Annotated in this window: 25 protein-coding genes and 1 pseudogene; 19 read left to right on the top strand and 7 right to left on the bottom strand. The window is 37.7% G+C overall.

Going from position 1 to position 22,421, the window contains the following annotated elements:
- The 11 genes and pseudogenes from QZU77_RS01940 to QZU77_RS01890 form a co-directional block, all read left to right on the top strand.
- Positions 1 to 304, top strand: a pseudogene (locus QZU77_RS01940) (hypothetical protein); the annotation flags it as partial.
- A gap of 8 nt (positions 305 to 312) precedes the next feature.
- Positions 313 to 1,500 carry a succinylglutamate desuccinylase/aspartoacylase family protein gene (locus QZU77_RS01935; protein ID WP_295599206.1) on the top strand — a complete coding sequence of 396 codons (1,188 nt, stop codon included), beginning with the start codon at positions 313 to 315 and terminating at the stop codon, positions 1,498 to 1,500.
- A 66-nt stretch (positions 1,501 to 1,566) separates the two neighbouring features.
- Positions 1,567 to 1,908: a chorismate mutase gene (locus QZU77_RS01930; RefSeq protein ID WP_295599203.1), complete on the top strand. Its 342-nt coding sequence runs from the start codon at positions 1,567 to 1,569 to the stop codon at positions 1,906 to 1,908.
- Positions 1,895 to 2,092, top strand: coding sequence for a 30S ribosomal protein S17e (locus QZU77_RS01925; protein ID WP_287411096.1), 198 nt, complete (start codon positions 1,895 to 1,897; stop codon positions 2,090 to 2,092). The genes QZU77_RS01930 and QZU77_RS01925 overlap by 14 nt, the downstream gene beginning before the upstream one ends.
- A 212-nt stretch (positions 2,093 to 2,304) precedes the next feature.
- Positions 2,305 to 3,525 (top strand): aspartate kinase, encoded by a 1,221-nt coding sequence (locus tag QZU77_RS01920; RefSeq protein ID WP_295599200.1) that lies wholly within the window; start codon positions 2,305 to 2,307, stop codon positions 3,523 to 3,525.
- Positions 3,522 to 4,415: a 4-hydroxy-tetrahydrodipicolinate synthase gene (gene dapA, locus QZU77_RS01915; protein WP_295599197.1), complete on the top strand. Its 894-nt coding sequence runs from the start codon at positions 3,522 to 3,524 to the stop codon at positions 4,413 to 4,415. The genes QZU77_RS01920 and dapA overlap by 4 nt, the downstream gene beginning before the upstream one ends.
- 12 nt (positions 4,416 to 4,427) lie before the next feature.
- Positions 4,428 to 5,249: a 4-hydroxy-tetrahydrodipicolinate reductase gene (gene dapB, locus QZU77_RS01910; RefSeq protein ID WP_295599194.1), complete on the top strand. Its 822-nt coding sequence runs from the start codon at positions 4,428 to 4,430 to the stop codon at positions 5,247 to 5,249.
- Positions 5,250 to 5,258: 9 nt separating this feature from the next.
- Positions 5,259 to 6,308, top strand: a complete 1,050-nt coding sequence (gene asd / locus QZU77_RS01905) for an aspartate-semialdehyde dehydrogenase (RefSeq protein ID WP_295599191.1) — start codon at positions 5,259 to 5,261, stop codon at positions 6,306 to 6,308.
- Between the two features lie 230 nt (positions 6,309 to 6,538).
- The gene (locus QZU77_RS01900; protein ID WP_295599188.1) at positions 6,539 to 7,693 is read left to right on the top strand and encodes a glycosyl transferase; all 1,155 of its coding nucleotides are present in this window, start codon (positions 6,539 to 6,541) and stop codon (positions 7,691 to 7,693) included.
- Positions 7,694 to 8,062: 369 nt separating this feature from the next.
- Entirely contained in the window at positions 8,063 to 9,673 is a 1,611-nt protein-coding gene (gene thsA / locus QZU77_RS01895; protein ID WP_295599185.1) for a thermosome subunit alpha, read from the top strand.
- A gap of 34 nt (positions 9,674 to 9,707) precedes the next feature.
- Positions 9,708 to 10,721, top strand: a complete 1,014-nt coding sequence (locus QZU77_RS01890; RefSeq protein WP_295599182.1) for an adenosylcobinamide amidohydrolase — start codon at positions 9,708 to 9,710, stop codon at positions 10,719 to 10,721.
- Here the strand turns inward: QZU77_RS01890 and QZU77_RS01885 are convergent.
- Together QZU77_RS01885 and xseA are read right to left on the bottom strand one after the other, a co-directional pair.
- The gene (locus QZU77_RS01885; protein ID WP_295599179.1) at positions 10,711 to 10,929 is read right to left on the bottom strand and encodes an exodeoxyribonuclease VII small subunit; all 219 of its coding nucleotides are present in this window, start codon (positions 10,927 to 10,929) and stop codon (positions 10,711 to 10,713) included. The genes QZU77_RS01890 and QZU77_RS01885 overlap by 11 nt on opposite strands.
- On the bottom strand, positions 10,930 to 12,588 hold the full coding sequence (gene xseA / locus QZU77_RS01880) for an exodeoxyribonuclease VII large subunit (protein WP_295599176.1): 1,659 nt from the start codon (positions 12,586 to 12,588) through the stop codon (positions 10,930 to 10,932).
- A gap of 119 nt (positions 12,589 to 12,707) precedes the next feature.
- On the opposite strand from xseA, the gene QZU77_RS01875 reads away from it, so the two are divergent.
- Together QZU77_RS01875 and pyrE are read left to right on the top strand one after the other, a co-directional pair.
- Positions 12,708 to 12,938, top strand: a complete 231-nt coding sequence (locus tag QZU77_RS01875; RefSeq protein WP_295599172.1) for a PRC-barrel domain-containing protein — start codon at positions 12,708 to 12,710, stop codon at positions 12,936 to 12,938.
- Complete coding sequence (gene pyrE / locus QZU77_RS01870; RefSeq protein WP_295599169.1) at positions 12,938 to 13,465, top strand: orotate phosphoribosyltransferase; 528 nt, start codon at positions 12,938 to 12,940, stop codon at positions 13,463 to 13,465. Before QZU77_RS01875 ends, pyrE begins: the two co-directional genes overlap by 1 nt.
- Before the next feature lie 34 nt (positions 13,466 to 13,499).
- Here pyrE and QZU77_RS01865 read toward each other — a convergent pair whose 3' ends face one another.
- From QZU77_RS01865 to QZU77_RS01850, 4 genes are read right to left on the bottom strand one after another with little or no spacing between them, the layout of a single operon-like run.
- Positions 13,500 to 14,003, bottom strand: coding sequence for a molybdenum cofactor biosynthesis protein B (locus QZU77_RS01865; RefSeq protein WP_295599166.1), 504 nt, complete (start codon positions 14,001 to 14,003; stop codon positions 13,500 to 13,502).
- Between the two features lie 12 nt (positions 14,004 to 14,015).
- The gene (locus tag QZU77_RS01860) at positions 14,016 to 14,336 is read right to left on the bottom strand and encodes a winged helix-turn-helix domain-containing protein (RefSeq protein WP_295599158.1); all 321 of its coding nucleotides are present in this window, start codon (positions 14,334 to 14,336) and stop codon (positions 14,016 to 14,018) included.
- Between the two features lie 13 nt (positions 14,337 to 14,349).
- Positions 14,350 to 15,141 carry a winged helix-turn-helix domain-containing protein gene (locus QZU77_RS01855; RefSeq protein ID WP_295599155.1) on the bottom strand — a complete coding sequence of 264 codons (792 nt, stop codon included), beginning with the start codon at positions 15,139 to 15,141 and terminating at the stop codon, positions 14,350 to 14,352.
- A complete protein-coding gene (locus QZU77_RS01850) occupies positions 15,141 to 15,929 on the bottom strand; it encodes a winged helix-turn-helix domain-containing protein (protein ID WP_295599152.1) in 789 nt (262 codons plus the stop codon). Before QZU77_RS01850 ends, QZU77_RS01855 begins: the two co-directional genes overlap by 1 nt.
- Before the next feature lie 216 nt (positions 15,930 to 16,145).
- Here QZU77_RS01850 and QZU77_RS01845 point away from each other — a divergent pair, with 216 nt between their 5' ends.
- From QZU77_RS01845 to QZU77_RS01830, 4 genes are read left to right on the top strand one after another with little or no spacing between them, the layout of a single operon-like run.
- A complete protein-coding gene (locus QZU77_RS01845) occupies positions 16,146 to 16,652 on the top strand; it encodes a ribonuclease VapC (protein WP_295599149.1) in 507 nt (168 codons plus the stop codon).
- Entirely contained in the window at positions 16,649 to 17,764 is a 1,116-nt protein-coding gene (locus QZU77_RS01840) for a DUF2117 domain-containing protein (RefSeq protein WP_295599146.1), read from the top strand. The genes QZU77_RS01845 and QZU77_RS01840 overlap by 4 nt, the downstream gene beginning before the upstream one ends.
- Before the next feature lie 9 nt (positions 17,765 to 17,773).
- On the top strand, positions 17,774 to 18,757 hold the full coding sequence (locus QZU77_RS01835) for a methanogenesis marker 2 protein (protein WP_394350517.1): 984 nt from the start codon (positions 17,774 to 17,776) through the stop codon (positions 18,755 to 18,757).
- A 10-nt stretch (positions 18,758 to 18,767) separates the two neighbouring features.
- Complete coding sequence (locus QZU77_RS01830) at positions 18,768 to 19,556, top strand: DUF4013 domain-containing protein (RefSeq protein WP_295599140.1); 789 nt, start codon at positions 18,768 to 18,770, stop codon at positions 19,554 to 19,556.
- 17 nt (positions 19,557 to 19,573) lie between these two features.
- Here the strand turns inward: QZU77_RS01830 and QZU77_RS01825 are convergent, their stop codons facing one another.
- Positions 19,574 to 20,302 carry a thermonuclease family protein gene (locus QZU77_RS01825; RefSeq protein ID WP_295599137.1) on the bottom strand — a complete coding sequence of 243 codons (729 nt, stop codon included), beginning with the start codon at positions 20,300 to 20,302 and terminating at the stop codon, positions 19,574 to 19,576.
- 128 nt (positions 20,303 to 20,430) lie between these two features.
- Here QZU77_RS01825 and QZU77_RS01820 point away from each other — a divergent pair, with 128 nt between their 5' ends.
- On the top strand, positions 20,431 to 21,978 hold the full coding sequence (locus QZU77_RS01820; protein ID WP_295599134.1) for a methanogenesis marker 3 protein: 1,548 nt from the start codon (positions 20,431 to 20,433) through the stop codon (positions 21,976 to 21,978).
- Positions 21,950 to 22,420 carry a methanogenesis marker 6 protein gene (locus QZU77_RS01815; protein ID WP_295599132.1) on the top strand — a complete coding sequence of 157 codons (471 nt, stop codon included), beginning with the start codon at positions 21,950 to 21,952 and terminating at the stop codon, positions 22,418 to 22,420. Before QZU77_RS01820 ends, QZU77_RS01815 begins: the two co-directional genes overlap by 29 nt.
- Position 22,421: the final 1 nt, after the last annotated feature.

The following is a 22,421-nucleotide window of genomic DNA, read 5'->3' as shown; positions in this document are numbered from 1 at the left end:
TGATTTCCACACCACCCAACCGGGAGGAGCTCCGGGCAAGAACATCGTAATGGGATCAAAGGCCCCTGCCAAGAAGTGCAAGTCAATGACAGACTACATTGCCAAGAATGCCAAGGTCAACAAGAGGCTCTACAAGTATGCCGGTGAACAGTATCCTGGTGCGTTAGCGGACAATGTTAATAAAAAAGGAATTCCTGGAGTAATCTGTGAAGTAGTGCTTCCGCATAATACCGTTACAGCCAAATCAGTTAAAATATCATATAATATGATGAATTGCCTGTTGAAATTCAATTCAGTCATCTGAGTGGTGGTTTGATTAGGAAGAAAATCCTTTTAATTTTATTGTTTTTATTTTTATCGCTCTCGGCGGTAAGCGCAGGTGATAATGCTACAGGCAACACTACATTGGCTGATTTTAATGAGGATGTTGCAATCAATGAGGCTGAAGATTCATTAAGCATGGTATCTTATGAGGATGACATCAATGAAACTTCAACAGCCAATTCAAATGACAATCCAGTTAAGCAGGTCTCTAAATTTTCCGCCAAGGATGTCACTTCAAAATATGGGGCTGCGACAAGGTTTTCGGTTAAGCTTTTGGACAATCTGGGAGAACCGTTGCCCTATAAGACCGTGACCTTCAAGGTGGGTGGCAAAACATACCATGCAAATTCCAACTCCAAGGGCATTGCCACAGTATCGTTTAAATTGAATGCAGGCAAATACACTATAACCTACGCTGCCGACGGCCTGACTGGAAAGAACACGATTAAAATCAACAATGCATATAAAATCAAGATTTATAAATGGAAATCTGGTGCCGATGTGACCAAGAACAAGAAGATTAAGAAGAACATTCCAAATTCCAAGCTTGTCAAAAATATGGTTAAGGCGGCCAAGAAGGGAACTCCATTAATCAAATTCACTGGCGGCAAGGGAAAGAAGGTATTCATCACCTCAGGGGTTCACGGCAATGAGCTTTCGTCCCAGATTGCTGCAATGAAACTGATCCAGTACCTGGAAACTCATCCAATCAAGGGAACAGTTTATATAATGCCGTTCATCAATCCCAAGGGATCTGCAAAAAACGTCAGGGATTATAATGGTGTTCACCTGAATCAGAAGGCGAATGTGAAGGGAACCATCTCATATAAGACTGCAAATCTGATTAAAAAATGCAAATGCGATGCCTATGGTGATTTTCACTGCACAAGGCCTGGCGGGAAACCCGGCAAGAATGTGGCGATGGGAACATATAAGCCAACAGCAGAAAGCGCTTCAATGGCGAAATACATTGCTAAGAATGCGAAGGTAAAGTATATAATATATAAGAAGGCTGGTTCGGAGTATCCTGGTGCATTGGAGGATGTTGTCAGTTTGAAGGGAATTCCTGCAGTGACATGTGAGGTGATCACGCCCCATGGCAAGATTGCCAAGGGTTCTATTCCAAAGTCACTTTTAATGATGAAGACCTTGTTGAGATATAACTCGCTACTTTAAATAGTAAACATATAGTTTATATACTATGATATTAATAAATTATATTATTATCAATTTGGTGATTTTTTGAAAAGTAATTATGAAATGAAATCTTTAGAAAATAAGGAAGAAGCAGAACTACTTCTCAAGGAATCTCGAAAACGTATTGATGAAATTGATAATGCGTTATTTGATTTAATTTCCGAGAGGACATCTCTTGCAAAAGATATCGCACTTTCCAAGGATTATCTTGGCATGCCGATTTTTGATAAGAGTCGTGAAGATGAAATTCATGAAAAGGTTGAGAAGTTGTCTCGTGAAAACGGTCTTGATGTTGATATTATTGATCAAATCGTAAATATGCTAACTACTTTAAGTAAAAATGAGCAGAAAGAAATTTTAAGGAGGAATGTTGATGGGCAATATTAGAACTTCATTTGTTAAACGTTTAGCAAAAGAATTAATTGAAACTCACAAAGGTGTTTTCACTACTGATTTTGAAGAAAACAAAAAATTAGTACAAGAATACTCTACTGTAAGTACTAAACATTTAAGAAATAAAATCGCTGGATATGTAACAAGGCTTGTCAGGTTAGAACAAACCCAAGATTAAGCTTTTTTCCATATTTTTTTACTCTTTTTTAAAAACTTTTNNNNTACTCTTTTTTATAAACTTTTTTTCATATTTTAAAACTTTTTTTATACGTCTCTGACTCTTCTTAATTAAAGTATATTAATATGGTTAGATAAAAATAGATATGTATATTTTATTTTGTTAATATTTAACAAAATTTTAATAATATTTTTTAGAAATAGGTGAACTTAATGGATTTAATAGTAGTAAAATTTGGCGGAACCTCGGTTGGAAATGGTTCTAGAATTAAAAAAGCGGCGCAGTCCGTTGTAAATGAATATATGAAAGGTAGTCGAGTGGTAGTTGTTGTTTCAGCTGTTAACAAGACTACAGATGACCTAATCGGATTATCTGATGAAGCTATCGGTGCGAGCTTGACCGATAAGCAAAAGGCAGAAATCATGGCTATGGGTGAATTAACCAGTGCTAGAGTATTTTCAGCAACTATTGAATCTTTAGGAGTCAAGTCAGAATTCATTGATCCTTATAATGATTTATGGCCTATTAAAACAGATTCAAATTACCTGGAGGCTAAAATAGATTTCAACACTACTAAGAAAAATTCAGAAGGATTAATGCATCTTGTAAATCAAGGCGTGATTCCAGTTATTTGCGGATTTTTAGGACAAGGTCCAAGCGGTGAAATCACCACTCTCGGAAGAGGGGGAAGTGATGTGACTGCATTCCTAATCGGCCACTGTCTTGATGCTAATGAAGTGATTATAGTAACTGATGTGGAAGGAGTGATGTCAACTGATCCAAACAAGATTGAAGAGGCAGTATTGCTTGATGAAATATCAGTTGAAGAAATGAGGGATTTGGCTACTCATGGAGCTCAAGTACTACATCCTAATGCATTAAAATATAAAGATCCATTAATATCTGCAAAAATAATCAACTTTGAACATGGAGATTTATCTTCAAAGGGTACACGTATTGTGGGTCCCTATGAAGGTGAATTGCTTAAATCCGTAACCCTTTATAAGAACCCTATTTCTCTTATAGCTATTGTAGGTGATGCAATGGTTAAAACACCTGGATTAATAGCTAAATTATCAGGCAATCTTGCCGATTCCAATATTAATATTTTCGGAATTTCCGCAGGTCAAAACTCAATAACTGCATTCGTTGAAAAGTCAGATTCAAACAAGGCATATCACCTATTGCACAATGTAGTAATTGAAAGTGAAGTTTTAAGCTCACTATCCCTAGGAAGGGACACTGCAATGATAACATTTGTAAGTCCGGATATAATAGACACTCCGGGAATCATCTCTGATGTAACAGAACCGCTTAGGAAAAATCACATCAATATAGTCGAAATTATCTCATCACAAACTGCAATCGTTTTATTCGTCGATTGGGAAGATGGTGAAAAAGCACGTGAACTTATTAACGAGGTTTTAGAATGAAATTTGAAGGAACATATGTTGCTATGGTAACTCCATTCACAAAAGATTTGGAGATTGATGAAGAAGGATTTAGATCAAATATTAACTATCTGATTGATAAAGGAGTAAACGGCCTTGTCGGTGCAGGAACCACAGGAGAATCCGCTACTGTAACTCATGAAGAGCATAAAAAGATAATTGATATTCTAGTTGATGAAGTGGACGGAAGAGTTGAAGCCGTGGCCGGAACCGGAAGTAATGCAACTTCCGAAGCGTTGTCATTAACCAAATATGCAGATGATGCAGGTGCCGATTCAGCGTTATTAATCACTCCTTACTACAACAAGCCGCAACAACATGGTATGATCCAGCATTATGGAACCATTGCAGAAGCAGTTGACATTCCATTGATTGCATATAATGTGCCTTCCCGTACTGGAATCAACATGGATGTCGAAACTATCGTTGAACTTGCCAAAATCGACGGTGTCGATGCGGTCAAGGAAGCAAGCGGCAGTGTTGATAAGGTGTCAGACATTTACAAAGCACTCACCCATGAAGGATTGGAGGATGAGTTCAGCATCCTTTCAGGTGAAGACTCATTGACCCTGCCTCTTATGGCGGTCGGAGCAACCGGTGTGATTTCAGCTTCAGCAAACGTTGACGCTAAAAGAATGGTTTTGATGGTTGACAGCATCTTGAATGATGATTACACAAGAGCAATGGAATTGCACTATGAAATGGTTGAACTAATAAGGGCATTATTCATTGAAAGCAATCCGGTACCTGTCAAAACCGCAATGAATATAATGGGATTGCCTTCAGGACCGTTAAGACAACCGTTAGCAGAAATGAAACCTGAAAATGTTGAAATTCTTAAAAAAGCATTGAAAGATTCAGAATTAATTTAAAAAGGTTATAACATGATTAAAGTAGCAGTAACCGGAGCTGCAGGAAGAATGGGCTCCGGCATTATAAGAAAAATCACCCAACAGGAGGATATGGAAGTCGTTGCAGCCATTGAAATTCCAGAAACTCCATTGGAAGGCAGAGACGCAGGCCTTCAGGCCGGAATAGATGAGCTCGGAGTCAAGATTGTCGGCGCTGAAAAGCTGGAAGAAACATTGAAAGCTGCCAATCCTGATGTGCTTGTTGACTTCACAATCGCTCACGCTGCAGTTGAAACAATCAAAACCGCAACATCCTGTGGAGTGGGAGTTGTTGTTGGAACTACAGGATTCACAGACGAGCAAATGGAATCAAACATTCAAAATGTCAAGGAAAATAATGTTCCAGCGGTCATCTCATCCAACATGGCTATCGGGGTTAACGTTTTCTTCAATACATTGAAAAAATTAGCTCCATTACTATATGATTTTGACATTGAGATTATTGAAGCGCACCACAATCAGAAGCAGGATGCACCGTCCGGAACCGCAATGACTGCATTTGAAGTCATCGCAAAAGAACTGGACCGTGACCCTGAAGAGGTTGGAGTTTTCGGCAGAAAAGGATTAGTCGGCAAAAGAACCCCTGAAGAGATTGGAGTCCATGCGATTCGTGGCGGAGACATCGTTGGGGATCACACTGTAATGTTTGTCGGTGACGGTGAAAGGATAGAGCTCAAACACCAAGCGCACACAAGGGAAGTTTTCATCGCTGGTGTGATTAGGGCTATAAGGTACATTCCTGACGCTGAAAAAGGTGTAGTCAGCAGCATGAATGATGTTTTAGGATTAGAATAGGTGTTTAAAATGGTTAACGTGGGAGTATTAGGTGCAACTGGAATGGTTGGTCAAAGATTCATTCAATTGCTCGAAAACCATCCAGATTTTGAGGTTACAGCATTAGCGGCATCTTCCAGATCAGCTGGTAAAAGATACGAGGATGCTACAACATGGTATATGGATAATGAAATGCCAGAATCAGTAAAAGACATTAAGGTCATTGAAACCAATCCTGAAGCGATGGATAACGATGTGGATATTGTATTCTCATCCCTTCCGGCAGATTTCGCATTGACTGTTGAAAAGCAATTCGCTAAGGATTATGTCGTTGCAAGTAACGCAAGCGCACACAGGATGAAGAAAAACATACCACTGGTAATCCCTGAAGTCAATCCTGAATGCTTAGACATGATTGATGCTCAGCAAAAGGAAAATGACTGGGACGGATTCATTGTAACCAACCCTAACTGTTCAACAATCGCTTTGGCTTTAACATTAAAACCTGTTGTTGATAACTTTGATGTTAAGTCAGTTAGAGTCTCAACAATGCAAGCAGTATCCGGTGCAGGGTATAATGGTGTTCCATCAATGGCTATTGTCGATAATCTTGTTCCTTACATTGGCGGGGAAGAGGAAAAAATGGAAAGCGAATCATTATATCTGTTAGGTAAATTCGATGGTACTGATGTAGTTGATGCAGATTTCAAATTAAGTGCGTCATGTCATAGGGTGCCTGTTATCGATGGTCATACTGAAGCGGTATTCATTGAGTTGGCTGATGACTTTGACATTGCCGATGTCAGTGACAAAATGGCAAACTTCAAGGGTTTGCCACAAGAACTTAATCTGTATTCCGCTCCTGAAAATCCGGTAATTGTCAAAGAGGAATCTGACAGGCCACAACCAAGAATGGACAGAAATGCAAGTAATGGTATGGCTGTTACTGTTGGCAGACTAAGAAAAGACCAAGCATTTGATAATAGTTTCAAATATGTTCTTGTTGGACATAATACTATTCGTGGTGCTGCAGGAGCATCAATATTAAATGCAGAATTAATTAATGATAAAATACTCTAAGTTTATCAATTATTTTTTTCTATTTTTTTTTAAATTTTCTAATTTTCCCATCTGTTTTCTATTTCTTTTTAGTTTTATTTTTAGGATAGTTTAAGGGTTTAATTTAAATAGTATAAAATTAATACTTTATAACAAGGAATTATATTGTACAATATATCGGAGTTTTCAAATTCATAATTTATCTATAATTTGAAATCGATATTGGGATAAAATTTAAACTAAGGGATAGAATGGAAATAGGAATTGATGCTGAAAAAGATACTTTACAATCTTTAATTCGATCTTGCCTATTGGAGCTTAACACTTTAAAATATGAATTGACTGAACTTGAAGTTGAACGGAATAATGATAACACTCCACAAAGGATTAAAGAACTCGAAAAAGATATTGTAGATAAAGAGAAAGAAGTTTCTGTGATTAAGTTCAAAGCAGAGGACGAAATTAATCTTTTGAAAAAACAGTTGGAAGAAAAAGACATTTTAATCAAGAATCAAGAGGATAGGATTTATGAGCTTGATTATGTCAACAATTCTCTCGATGAAATCAAAGAATATTTTGCTGAACAATTGCGCGAATATAAGAAGAAGGAATTGGCCGACGTTAACGAAAGGTTAAATGAGTCTTACAAGAGCATTGCTGAAAAAGAAGCTCAAATCAATACTCTATCAAGGAACATTGATGAGTATAAGATTAAGGTTCTTAAACTTGAGAATGATGTGGAGTCACAGGCTCAGATAATGGAGCTTGAAAAGCAGATTGAGCTTAAGAACAATGAAATTCGCATTAAGCAGAGTGAAGTTGATCAGATTAAAAATGAGTTGAACATTTTAAAACAGCAGACTATTCCTAAAGATCAATACATTTCACTTCAAACCCAATTTGAATCCGAAATAAATGCAATGAATAATGAAATAACTAACTTGAAACAAGAAACTATCCCTAAAAAAGATTATGATGACTTGCAATCCAGATTTGATTCTGAAATCAAAACATTGGACAGTCAAATCGTTGACTTGCAAGAAAGCACTGTTCCTAAACAAGATTATGTCAACCTTCAGGCAAGATTTGATAATGAAATCGATGCTCGCGATAGTGAAATCAAATACTTGAAGGAAAGGTCTATCCCTAAGGAAGATTATATCAATCTTCAAAATCAACTTCAAAATGAAATCAATTCCGTTGAAAGCGAACTTCGTTTTGTAAAGGAGCAGAGTGTTTCACGTGAAGACTATATGAGGCTTCAGGCTGAACTTCAAAGAAAAGAGGATAAAATCAAAAGGTTAGAGGAGATTAATGCTTTCTTTAATGAATTGCAGGAAGAGCAGGAAGCTTATGAAACACAAGAAAGAACTCCTCCTTTCAGATTGGAGAAAAAACAAAGATAGGTAATTTTTACCTAACTTTCCTATTTTTTCATTAGCGTATCTATCTATCAATTTACTTTTTCTAAAATTATACTTCCACTTTTAATGAAACGTATTTTTCATTCAATCATTCGGATGGTTGGCCGGTCACTTGTTGGAATAATTGATTGTTGATGCAATATTTTAGCAGTCTTTTTTCATGACGTTTTTGCATTTTTTCTTTTTCTTACTTCTGTTTACTTTATACCGTAAAGTATTTATATAACCTTAAACTCATGTATTATGTAGAAAGGTTTTAGTCAACACTATAAACTTATTTTACTATAAAATTTCATGTTGATAACTATAAACTGATCTAATTATTTAATAAATTAAAAAAGGTGATTATTAATGGCACAAGGACAACCAATTTTTATTTTACCTGAAGGTACTAACAGGTCTGTCGGTAGAGATGCACAAAGAAACAACATTTTAGCTGGAAAAGTATTAGCTGAAACTGTAAGAACCACATTAGGTCCTAAAGGAATGGACAAAATGTTAGTGGACGGACTTGGAGACATTGTAGTAACCAACGACGGTGTAACAATCCTAAAAGAAATGGACATCGAACACCCAGCAGCAAAAATGCTCGTAGAAGTGGCAAAAACCCAAGAAGACGAAGTCGGAGACGGAACCACTACTGCAGTAATCATCGCTGGTGAATTACTCAAAAAATCCGAAACTTTATTAGACTCAGACATTCACCCAACAATCATTGCAATGGGATACAGAAAAGCAGCAGAAAAAGCACAAGAAATCTTAGACGAAATCGCAATCGATGATGTTGATTCCGAAACCTTAATGAAAGTGGCAATGACTGCTATGACCGGTAAAGGAACCGAAGCTGCACGTGAACCATTAGCAAAATTAATCGTAGAAGCAGTAGAAGCAGTCGCAGAAGACGGAGTAGTTGACACAGACAACATCAAAATCGAGAAAAAAGACGGAGCTGTTGTTGAAGAATCCAGCCTCGTTGAAGGTGTAATCGTAGACAAAGAAAGAGTACACCCAGGAATGCCTTCTGAAATCAAAGATGCAAAAATCGCATTAGTCAACGCACCATTAGAAGTTAAAGAAACCGAAATGGATGCTGAAATCACAATCACTGACCCTGCTCAAATGCAAGCTTTCATCGAACAAGAAGAAAAAATGGTCAAAGACATGGTTGACAAAGTCGTTGAAGCAGGAGCAAACGTATTATTCGCACAAAAAGGTATCGATGACTTAGCACAACACTACTTATCCAAAGCTGGAGTATTGGCAGTAAGAAGGGTTAAAAAATCCGATATCGAAAAATTATCCAGAGCAACCGGTGCAAGCGTCATCACCAACCTCGATGACTTAACCGAAGACGATTTAGGTATCGCTGGAACCGTAGAAGAAAGAAAAATCTCCGGTGAAGAAATGATCTTCGTAGAAGAATGCAGCGGCGCAAAATCCGTAACATTATTCGTAAGAGGATCCACCAAACACATCGTTGACGAAATCGTAAGAGCAATCGAAGACGCAATCGGTGTAGTAGCAGCAACCGTAGAAGACGACAAAGTAGTTGCAGGCGGAGGAGCTCCTGAAATCGCAATGGCTAAAAAACTCAAAGACTACGCAGAATCCATTTCCGGAAGAGAACAATTAGCTGTAAACGCATTTGCAGAAGCTTTAGAAATCGTACCAAAAACCTTAGCTGAAAACGCAGGTTTAGACAGCATCGACTCCTTAGTGGACTTAAGAGCAGCACAAGAAGACTCATTCTTCATGGGATTAGATGTATTCACTGGTGAAGTTGCAGACATGAAAGAAGCTGGCGTAATCGAACCAAAACGTGTCAAAAAACAAGCTATCCAATCTGCATCCGAAGCAGCTGAAATGATTTTAAGAATCGATGACGTTATCGCATCAAGCAAAGGCCCTGAAGACATGGGTATGGACCCATCCATGGCTGGCGGAATGCCTCCAATGATGTAAATTCACTTTACATCTTCTTTTTTTTATTTTTTTTATGTACTCAAATAGGCTTATTTTTAAAACATCAAATGATGATGAAATTTTTTACTTAAAGGACACTATACTAATTAACTTCGGTGTCAGTCGCAACGGCTTTTCAACATCCGAGTTGAACCCTGGCACTAACGATTCATACAAATCTGTTTTTAACCAGCACCTGTCACAGGAAAAAATCGATTACCTGGTTGATCACGATGTCCGCCAATACTTGATGAATGAATGTGCATTGCTCGGCATTGACTCAAACTATTCTACAGGCCTGATAACATTGGCCGAGATGAAAAACGTAAGCATCGTCAATAGGAAATTCAAAAATACTGAAGTCACAGCCATTGTGACTGCGGGCGTTAGGACAAATGCCACAAGGGCGGGAGACCCTGCATCCTACTGGGAAGAGAATGGGGAGTTTCACCTTGGAACAATCAACATCATACTGCTCACCAATGTTCACCTGGACAAATCCACTCTATCCGAAGCGTTCATGACAATAACTGAGGCAAAAACAGTTGCGCTTAATAACTTAAGGATTCCGTCACAGTACTCCAATGGATTTGCAACAGGCACCGGAACCGATGGGGTTGCGGTTTTTTCAAATAATGATGGTGACGACACTTTAACCAATGCTGGAAAGCATTCAAAACTGGGTGAATTGATGGCCGGTGCCGTAATTGAGGCAATACCCAAAGCAATTTCCAAACAGGTATGGATTACAAGCAAATCACAGTCAAATGCATTAGTTAGGCTAAACAGGTATAAGTTAGACATAAATGAGTTTTACGATAATTTGGACCATGACAAGTTTGAATTCATCAGGCAATTGAGGATTGACGCTCGAAAACAGGAAAATGTCGTTATTGCAACTTCAGTATTGAATCTGATTGATGAGGTTGAAAATAACCTTGTTGAAAAGAGTGCCGCCTATGATTTGGCGGTTAAAATAAAAGAAGATTGTAATAGTTATCCAATAAGAGCATTATTGGAATATTGGATTAACTATTTCATTCGCTAGGCTTGAATTCTATTAGGTCTCCGTTTTCCTGAACGATTTTTGCTATTGCTTCCTCAGCGGAATTTAATTTCTCATTGCATATTTTAACAAGTTGCATTGCATTGTTGAATTCATCAATAGCATCATCTAAAGGCACGTCCCCGGATTCTAACTTGTTCACGATTTCTTCTAATTTTTCCAGACTTTCTTCAAAACTTAAGTTTTCCATTCATATCACCTTGGTATTTATGGTTCCATCATTAAATTCAATATCTAATTCATCCCCTTTTTTAACATCTTTTGCATGGGTTATCACTTTATTACTTTTTTTAGTTATCGAATAACCTCTCTTCAATGTTAGGAGGGGATTTAATATTTCTAATTTTTCAATATTCGTTAATAATTTATCTTGCTTTTTGATTTTTATATCATTGGGATTCTTCAGCGCTTTTGAGTTTTTGATTATTTCCAGTTTGTTTTTGTTTTTTGAGAGTATGTTTTTTGAGGAGTATTCTATCTTGCTTATCTGACTGTTCAGGTGCTGCTGCTTGTTTTCATATATTTTGCTTGGGTTTTTCAGCGCTTTTGAGTTTTTGATTATTTCGAGTTTGTTTTTGTTTTTTGAGAGTATGTTTTTTGAGGAGTATTTTATCTTGCTTATTTGACTGTTCAAGTTGAGTTGCTTGTTTTCATATATTCTTCTCGGGTTTTTCAGTGCATTATTGCTTTTAACTATTTCCAGGCGGTTTTTATTTTTATAGATTATGCTTTTTGAGGAGTAGTTTATTGAGCTTATGAGATTATTTAACTTGTTTGATTTTTGCTGGTATATCTCTTCGGGGTTTTTCAATATGCTTGAGTTTTCAATCATGGTTAGCCTGTGTTGATTTGAGGCTATGATGTTTTTAGAAAAGTTGTTCAGCTTATCGAGCAAATGGTCAAGGTTCATTTGCTTTATGTCATAGAGGCTTTCGGGATTTTGGATTATTTGCTTTTTGCAGATTGTATCTAACCTGTTCTTGTTGTATTGGACCTTGTCGGTAATGGAGTTGTTTGCACGTTTATTTAATTGTGTCACTTTGAACTTCAATTCCTTTATTTGCGGCACTGCAAGCTCTGCTGCTGCGGTCGGTGTTGCGGCCCTCAAGTCCGCCACGAAATCGGATATTGTAAAATCGATTTCATGCCCGACTGCACTTATTACGGGGGTTTCGCATTTGAATATTGCTCTTGCAACGATTTCCTCATTGAATGGCCATAAATCTTCAATGCTTCCTCCGCCCCGGCCAACAATCAGGGTGTCCAAATCATACCTTTCGGATTTTTCAATTTGCCTTGCGATTTGCTCCGCTGCCTTTTGACCTTGCACCAGTGTTGAGAAAACAAGTATTTCACATAATGGGTATCTGCGTTTGATGGTTGTTATGATGTCTTTTACGGCCGCACCGGTTTCAGCGGTCACCACTCCAATCCTTTTCGGGTATTTTGGAATTTCCTTTTTGTGTTTTTGATCGAACAATCCCTCTTTTTCAAGCTTTTTCTTCAGTTTCTCGAATGCGATATGGTATGGACCAATTCCATCAACAACCATTGAGTTCGCTTTCAGTTGATAGTATCCGTTTTTCTCATAAACTTCAACGCTTCCTTTAATCACGACCTTAATTCCGTCTTTTGGGGTGAATTCAAGAAATCGTTTCCTACCTTTAAACATCACTCCCTTTATTTGTGATTTTTCGTCTTTTAGAGTGAAGTAATCATGGCCGTGAGGATAGGATTTGTAATTGGATAATTCTCCCTTAACGTATATGTTTTTCAATTTCGCATCCCGATTCATTTTTTTACTGATGTATGAATTGACCTGGGACACCGTTAGATTTTCATCTTCCATAAATTCACCTTAACATTAATATTGTTACTATATTGTTTATATTTAATACAATTTCCCATTTTTAGAAACTATTAATTATCATTAATGATAAATTAATTTTAGATGAAAGGTGTATTTTTATGAGAATTAAAGATGAATTATTTGGTAAGGAAGTCATTGATGCTGACGTTCAGATTGTTGGAAAGGTTTCAGATGTTGTTCTTGACAAGGATACTTATGAAATCACTGATTTGGTGCTTAAAAGGTCAGGGTTATCCGAACAAATCAAAGCAAGCGAAGACCTTGTTCCAATGGAGCTTGTAAAGGTCATTGGAGATAAAATTTTACTTAAAGGCGAAGATGATTTATAATGGCTTCTAAAGAATATCTTATTGATTTATTGAAGGAGAATGAAGTGTTCCTTGAAGGGGATTTCACTTTGTCTTCTGGAAAAAAGAGCAATTACTACATCAACATGAAAAAGGCAATCACCGAACCTGAAATATTGTCAACCATTTCAAAATTGATCACTGATAAAATCAAGGATGGTGACATTGACAAGGTTGCAGGACCTGCTTTGGGTGCAGTTCCAATAGCCACAGCAGTTTCCCTGGAATCAAAATTGCCGTTATTGATGATTCGTAAGGAGAAGAAGGGCTACGGTACTTCCAAGCTGATTGAAGGTGAACTCAACGATGGGGACAATGTCATTGTTGTTGAGGACGTGTCCACTACTGGAGGATCACTTTTAAAGGCAATAAAGGCCATTCAGGAAAATGGCGGCAATGTCGTAAGGGCGTTCGTTGTTGTTGACAGGCAGGAAGGTGCAGTTGAAGAATTTGAAAAACAGGGAATTACTTTAGAGCCTCTAATCAGTGTTGATGAATTTTTCGATTAAAAAAAATAAGTTTATGATGAAATATTAATTTTCATCATTTCACATGATGAACGAAATGAGGCAGTTCATCAATTATTAGGCCTAATGCGGTTTTCACGGCATTTGGAGAGCCGGGCATTGAGAATATGATTGTTTTTTTATAAACTCCAGCGGTTGCCCTTGAAAGCAATGCCGCTGAACCTATTTCTTCAAAGGATTTTGCTCTGAACAATTCTCCAAATCCATCAATTTTTTTCTCAAATAATGATTCGACGGTCTCCACGGTAATGTCCCTTGCGGCAAGGCCGGTTCCACCATTGGTTAGAATGACATCGATTCCGTCTTCAGCCATGGCGTCAATGGAGTTGACCAGATCCTCTTTTTCATCAGGTATCAGGCTTCTGGATTTTAATGTGTACCTTGCTTCGATTTCCTCCGCAATGTATTTTCCGGAAAGGTCAAGCTTTTCTGATTTTCTACTGTCGCTAAGGGTTATCAATCCGCAGGTTATGTCTTTGGAGGATTCCTTCTGATGTTGTTTTGCAGTTTCACTTTTCATAATAATTACCATTTATTTTTCTTCATCAAATGACTCTTTAATTTTATTGTATGTGTCAATATTATTAATTAATTTTTTTGAGGGCCAGTAATAATATGTTTTGCCAATGGGTTCCTTGACTATATACTTGTGCTTGCACATTATCGTTAGGTGGTATCTTACGGTATGGTAATCCTTCTTGATGTTTTTTGCAATCTGATTCTTGTTCAACGGTTGAGTTAATATTTCGTCAACAATCTCGATGGTTGTTCTGCCACCTTTTCTACATATTAATAATTCTATTAGTTTCTTATCTTCGCATTGCCATAATTCTTTTGTTATTGATTTTTGCATATTTCGACACCTCCTAAAAATAGCTGTATAGGTTAACTGCCCATTTTATTGAATTTTTGTCATGGGCGATCAATATCTGTGAGTCATCATAATGTCCGTCCTTGAAGAATAGGGTCAGGGAAGCGAATTCCTCAGAGAATGTTAAAAATATCCTTATCTTTCGGCTAATGCATTTGATTTTAACTTTCTCGTTTTCAAGAATGGATTTGCTGAGATAGTCATTTTTCTGCATTGCATCCCTGATTTCCTCATTTATCACAAGTTCAAGACTTTTGAACTGCTTTTTATTCAGTATTTGAATCAAGTGCTTGAAGTGATTTTCAGAGTATATTGGAAGCATGATCTTCAATTGTTTTGCTCTTGAAATCAACTTGATGTACGCATTAAAGGCATTTGACAAGTCGCTTGTTGTTGAGTTAACATATCTGGCGTCTTTGAGAAGGTAAATGTTTTTTAACACGTCTTCAGGAATGTCTGATAGGTCATGATTGTTCCAGAACAGCTTGCTCTTATTGACCGAATACCAGTTCTCTATTAGTTTCACCATGTTTGTGGTAATCAGATATCCGTTGGAGGTTAATTCATAATACTTGTTCACCTTTCGTATCAGATTGTTGGTTTCCAGTTCTTTCAACCCGTGCAATATTGTTGCAGATGGTTTTTCCAATTCAGTCCGCAAATCGTCAAGGTTTTTCGGATGTTCATAAATTGTCAGTAGTAACTTGGATCTCATTCCAGAGGTTAAGATGTATTTTATCCCTTGAAATTCTTTAGTCAATTCCTGTCTGGTTTGTGTACTTGTCATCATATCACCTGCTGTTTGATATTGTCAAATACTTTTTCAGCCCATTTGTAGGATTTCAGGTCGTTTGAGATTAAAATTCTGTTCTGGTCAAAACTGCCGTCAGTTTTGAATAGGCTTAATCCAATGTTCCTGTCACAAATGGTCAGATACAAATTAAGGTTTTCTTTGAAATTGTAGACTCTTAATTTGCCTTTTTTAATAGCTTTTCTTCGAGTTTTTCCATTAATGCGGAATATCATTTCCTTGAATATGCTTTGAGGTATTATCAGTTCTACTGTTCCCTTGTTTTTTAAAACATTTTCGATTAATTTCGGATATTCCGGATGGAGGTATGGAAATATTGCCTTTACTGTTTTTGATTCTTGCATTTGTCTTTTGATAGTGTTGTGTGTTTTAAAAATTTCAATAGGGGTTGCTTCGACTAGTGTGCTGTTTTTCAAGTCGGTTATGTTTTTAATGGAATCTGTGCTCAGCTGCTTTAGATTATGCTTATCCCAAAAGTCATTATAGTCATTAATCATGTCAATGCTGGATTTGAAATCCATCAGGCTTTTAAAGTATACTTTTGCCATGGGATTAACATAGTACTTATTATTGATCTTTTTAATGTAGTTGTTCTTCTCTAACTTTCCCACATTGTTTGAAACAGAACTGTATGTTATTTTAGTCTGTTTAACGAGTCCTTGAATATTGTTGGGCTCATTGTAGAGTTCACTTAAAATTTTCAATCGGATTTCGGATTTTGCAAGAAATTTGATGTCATTGGTTATGTCATTGTTAATATTCATGTTATTAACTCCTTTTGGTGGATAGAAATTGGTGAATTTCTATAAATTTTTACGTAATACTAGTTTAACTATCTAAATTTAAATAAATTATTCCAAATCCTTTCCAAACTTATTCCAATTCTATTCCAAATCTTTTCCTATTCTATTCCAAATTTATTCCAATATAATGAAATTTTAAATTAATATTTATTAATTCATAAAAAGTAATATAGTAACATGGAAACTTATTATGTATTGGATGCATCCGCTTTCATAAACGGATTTAAAATTAGGGGTAATAATAATTTCACAGTCCCTGAGATTACTTCTGAAATAAAGGATTTTGAATCGAAATTAAAATTTGACATGGCACTTGAGGAGGGCAAGGTCATCATACAAGATGTTCCTTCCATGTATATAACAAGTGTCAATGATATTATATCTGTATCAGGTGATATTTTAAGGTTATCAGTTCCTGATAAAAAATTAATATCTCTTGCGTACATGTTTCACAAGCAGGGCAAGAACGTCAAGGTTATAAGCGATGACTACACAATTCAAAATGCATTGAAAATAATGGACATACCATATTCCGGTGTCATAACCGAAGGCATTAAGGGAATTTACAATTGGAAGAAAGTCTGTGAGGGATGCAAGAAGGAATATCCGGATGATTATCCCTTCGAGGATTGTGAAATTTGCGGCTCCAAAATATTCAAGAAACGCATAAAGGTGACAGGATGAGAATAGGCATTGTTGTGCATGGGCCGAATATAATTGATTCCGGATACGCCTTGAAATTGATTAACATGATTCGGGACTATGGTGACGTCAAGGTTAGGTTAGGCGGAACCATGGGCAGGACTGCTGTTATTGACGCCAGTCTTGAGGATACAATCGACATTTCAAAAAAATTGGTTCCAAGCGACTCGCTAAGGATATTCCATGACAGTGATGTGGATGTGATCTTCCTTCTGAATTACGGCAAGTCCGATGTCACAGGTCAGGTTTTCGGATATAAGGTTTATAATCATTATGCTGATAAAATCGATGATGATGACATTCCCGTTATCCAGATTGAAAGGCCAGGTGAGGCTGACGGCAGCATCATACCCTGGAACAATGACCTCGAGCTGGCACATGAGCTGTCTCGAAAGCTCGATTTGTCCATTGTCAGGCCTGAAGAGGTTTATGATAGGCATATTAAACAGGATAATCCCGGTGTTGACCAAAGGATAGTTCATGGGGTGAGTCCCGGTGAAAACATAATGGTTAACAGTGTTGTCATAGGAAAGACAGATTCCGATAAGCTCACCCTTATTGCGAAAGACAATCATATTGTGGACATCATCGGAGGGGAGCTTAAAAGCCATGGCCTTGAAAAGTTGGGTGAGGTTGACTTGGATAGTGCAATAATTAAAACCGGTCTTTTAAGGCATGCTAAAGTCACTCCAAGAGTGATTTCAGATGAAAAGCCTGATGATTTTAAGGTTACTTTTTTAGACCATGCCGGTGAGGATGTTTACCGTTTCAGGGATTCCAGCCTGGTCATCACTGTTGGCGATGACACAACACTGATATCCTCTGATATTCTGTACAGGTTTGATATACCTGTAATCGGAATAACTGATGGCGACTTGGACAAGGTTGTGGAAGATGGATTCAAGGTTAAGGATTCCATAATCTTCGAGGTTGAAAGTGGTTTTGATGACATCATCGGTCAAAATATTAAATCGGAAATCTTTTGCAACAGGCGGGATTCACATGACTTTAAAGACATTGATGAAGTCAAGGAAAAGATTGTTGAAATAATAAAAAATATTAATTGCAACTACAAAATAAATTATATTAAATAAGATAAGGGGATGAAATCTTTGGATTTTAAAAATCTGGTGAAAGAACTTCAGGAATTTAAGGGAGTGACACGTAAAAGCTCAATCGACAATGTGATATCCCTTTTAAAGGAATCATACAATGTTTCCGGAGATGTTGTGATAGACATTGGGGATGATGCATCAGCAATTGACATCGGAAACAATCAGGTAATGCTCATTGCAGCAGACGGAATCTGGGGAGACATCATGAATGTGAACCCCTACTGGGCAGGCTACTGCTCAGTGCTTGTAAACGTAAATGACATTGCGGCTATGGGTGGAAAACCCTTGGCAATGGTTAATATAATGTCAATAAGCAACGATGAAATCTATGAGGATCTGCTTAGTGGAATCAGGGACGGATGCCTTAAATTCAAGGTTCCGATGGTTGGCGGTCACCTGCATCCCGACGGAGAGGTCGACTCCCTTGGAGTGGCAATCGTTGGAATCGCCCAAAAGGACAAGATAATCACCAGTTTCGGTGCCGAAGTGGGCGACAAGGTAATAGTCGCAATAGACCTTGACGGAAAGCCTCATGAAATGTTCAGCCTAAATTGGGACACCACATATGACAAGGATGCGCAACTGGTTCAAGACCAAATCACAGCCGTGCAGTACCTGGCGGAGCATGATTGCATAAAATCAGGCAAGGACATATCCAATCCTGGAATATTGGGGACACTGGAAATGCTTTTGGAAACTTCCAACAAGGGAGCAGTTGTCAATTTGGAGGACATTCCAAGAAATGAAAGTGTTGAATGGGTTGACTGGCTCAGGTCATACCCTGGTTCAGGTTTTGTCTTCACAGCCAGCGAGGACAAGTGTGATTTCATCAAGCAATACCTTGCGAAATACTCCATTGAAGCGGAGGTTGTCGGTGAGGTGACAGACTCCAACTCACTTTATTTAAATTATAATGGCCAACAAGAGGAATTGTTCAATCAGGAAAAAAATCCAGTATTCATATTTAAGTGAGGGATAAATAATGGAATTGTCGAAAATCATTTCATATTCAGTGAAATATCCATTCAGAAACATCGCTAAATTACCGATAATGTTTGTCCTTTTCCTTTTGATAGTCATCATTCCAATCGGCAAGCTATTGGACAACAATTATCTTGTGATGATTGGAGTGGTCGCATTTTTCATATTCATTTTAATCGTGCCGGGATATATGCTGGGCATGGTTAGGAACGGTTCGATTGAATCTTCCCTGTTTCCCTCATTGAGTTTGGGAAACCGAATTTACGATTCCATCAGGGTGCTTGCCCTGAGAATTGTTTATATGCTCGTTCCGACCGTAATATTTTTCATTTCCATATCCACGTTAGGCTCATCAGCGGGTGATCTTCTTTTTGACTTTAAAATCCCTAACTTTCTAGCCACTCTAGGCTTGATGCTTCTGGTGATAGTGATCACCTATTTGATATTCGAATTCCTGCTGTTTTTTGCAAAGGCCAGACTGGCTTATCTCAACAGCCTGCCTGAGGCATTGAAAGTCCATAAGGTCATCATTGACATCAAAAACATTGGAATAGTTAATATTGTCAAGTGGCTGGTCGTGATGGCGATACTGGTGATTGCAGTTTCAGCGATTTCATCAACTGTGATGGCCATTCCATACGTCGGTTTCATAATTTATTTTGCTGTCATAATCCCAATTCTTGAAAGTATTGGTAATTATTCCCTGGGAATGCTGTACTCCAATATCGTGGATACTCCGAATGATTTGGATAAGTTCGAAAGGGATATTGAACTATTAAAATATAAATAATAAAAAAATAAAAAAAGTTAAGGATTGCAAACCTTGCACGGTTGATATCCTTGACTTATCGCTTCATTTCTGCTGTCAAAGGTTACTTTATTGTGGTCTGATATTTTCTGACCCCATCTGCAGCTCACTTCATGGAATTTTCCGGTATTGGAGTTGGCAACATAATTTCCGGAATCGCTGCTTGTTTTATCTGAAGTGTGGATGTAGGTGTTCTGTGAATTTGGGACGTGTGTTGAACTGTCAGCCCAATCGTAAGGGTAGAATTCGCTTGGAGGCATGTACATTACCTCTGCCAATCCTTCTTTTAAAAGCATTTCGTTAACGTTCTTGCCGTTGACGATAACCACTCCAAGGGTACGGCCGTAGCGGTCGGAGTGCTTGGAGTCATCGACATCGATTCCAACCTCCTTGTTCAGGCATAGTTTCTGCACGAAGTTCTTGGATGTGATGTATCCCTCAACTCCCCTTTCAGGAGTGTTGACTCCCACGAACCTGATTTTTTCGCCATTGTCCAGATAGATAGTATCTCCGTCAACCACCTTTGTGCACACTCCCTTTTCTTCCACGTGACAGTCTGTCTTGTGGTAGTTGCTCAGAATGTCTGATGCAGACATGTCACGGTATTTTGATGCAGGAATGCTGTGCGTAAAGCCGGTTCCAGTATATGCGCTGGCTACTGACAGCGCGCTGACTGCAATAAGAATTATGATTAGAAAAGAAATTGCATGTCTTCTTGTAATCTTCATAAGTTTCCCTCCCTTTATTAGTAATGTTATAACATTGTGTTAATATAATTTTTCAAATTCAAATAAATAATTATTTTATATGATAACTTCAAATATATATAATATTAAAAATTCTTATTGGAGATTGTATGTTAATTAAAATTAATGGAGAAGAAATAGAAGTGCCTGATGCTTCAACAATTCAAGATGTAATTGATGAAACAAACGCACCTTATACTCCTGGAAGTATTATTTGCTTAATAAAAGGTAAGAAAGAACTGGAGAAGAATATTAGCAAGTATAGAATTAAAACAAACAAGGGTTCAATAATCATACAGTTGGATGAGTCTGAAGAGGCAAGGCCTCTTGTTGATGTGTGGAAAAATCAGCATGAGGAATTCGTTGATTTGGACATTCGCTGGTCCACACCTACAGAGGTGGCGATCGGTCCAATCGTAACTGATTTGGAGCCCACATCCGATGAATATAAATATTTTGAGGGTGATGTTGTTTTAAGTTTATCTAGTTTTAGTAATGAGTCAACTCATATGATAATGCTTAAAGAGAACACTACCAACGTTTACAGTGTGCCTCCATATAACAAGGGTATCTTTGCCCGAATAATTGGTGGTAAAAAGACATTGAACGAATTGACTGACGATGATAGGGTGACCGGTATTGAGCCAATCATCGAAAGAAGCACCACTACAGATAGTGCTTCAGTGTCAGACTTAAGCACTGTTCTCGAGGAAGGCAATGAACTGTTCACCTACATTTCCTTTGACATTGACGAGGACTCACCGACTTGCGTCGAACACTTGTTTTCCCTTATTAAGGATGGCAGGATCAAGGTGTCATATGACAGTGAATCATTCATTGGTTTTTATGACCTTGCCGGAATCGATAAGCCAAAAGAGAACACTACCTTAAGGAACAGGGGTACGATAACCGTCAGGAACGATGGTGTGGGTGTTGGAAGATTATTCATATACCGTGAAAACAGGGTTTTAACACCTAATCACACTACTGTCGGTCATATCGTGAACGGTATGGAAATAATTGACATTGCAAAGGAAAACGATTTCATTACCGTGAAGGCGGAACAGCAAAGGCTAATGCTATTGAACAAGACTCAAAAAGAAGCTACAGAAATGTTGTCTGCAGCTGGCGTAGAGCACATGATTGATGGGTTAATTGATGATGATGCAATTATTGTCGAACAAATTCCAAAACATACAATTGATATATTGAAAGAAGGTCAAGTAATCACTAAGGCGGTTAAGAAAGAGGATTTATGCACAATTAAGTTTGTGGATAATGCTCCTAGATCTGTAAGGTACTTCAAGTATCTTTCAGGACTTTTAGAAAACCCTATCGGTAAAATAAAAGTCCATTTCTCCGTGCCGGGCATGCATATTGTAATTTTCGAGGGGGATAAAAAATTAGCCAAGGGATTGGTTCCTGAAAATAACCCTGTCGATAAGGTTATCAGAGGCCAAATAGGTATCACAAACATGGCTTCAAAAAGTGCAGGTTTAATCGGTATCAGATTTGAGGATAATGAGGAATACGGACCTACCGCTGAAAGTTTTGAAGCGACAAATATAATTGGAGATATCACTTCGGATTATGAGTATCTTGAAGAATTAAAAGAGGGAGTTGAAATCTATGTCACAGAATCTAACCATGAGTCCTGATTTAGGTACTGAAGATTGGGACCCTGATGTAATTACTCGTATGATTTTCATTGGGCCGGGAGCCCATGTGAGCGAACAGGAGATTGTTACCGCATTTCACATGCTTGATTTGCCGCTCACCATCAAGAACACATGCTATGGGTCTATGGTCAGTGGAAAAAGTGAGGATGTATACAAGGCAATTGAGGAAATCAGAAAGCTTGATCCGAACCACATTTTCACAAAGGAAAGGGGATTCGCTCCAGGTGACCCTAGAAGATGCAGAGGTCATAGATTCGGTCCTAGGGAAGGTTTCCATCAAATGGAAAAAGAGTACAGAATACTTGGTTTTGTAGCTAATGCATTGGAAAAACGCAAAGACGTTGAAATTGAGCCTAAAAAACCGGTTGATGTTGATGAATTTGAAAAAATCATGAATGAATGTTTAGATAAAAAAGAATAGG

The sequence above is a fragment of the uncultured Methanobrevibacter sp. genome (assembly GCF_902774605.1).
In the GTDB taxonomy this organism is placed as follows: Archaea; Methanobacteriota; Methanobacteria; order Methanobacteriales; family Methanobacteriaceae; genus Methanocatella.
Note: the sequence above shows the minus strand (reverse complement) of the source record. Positions and strands in the feature narration are given on the sequence as shown.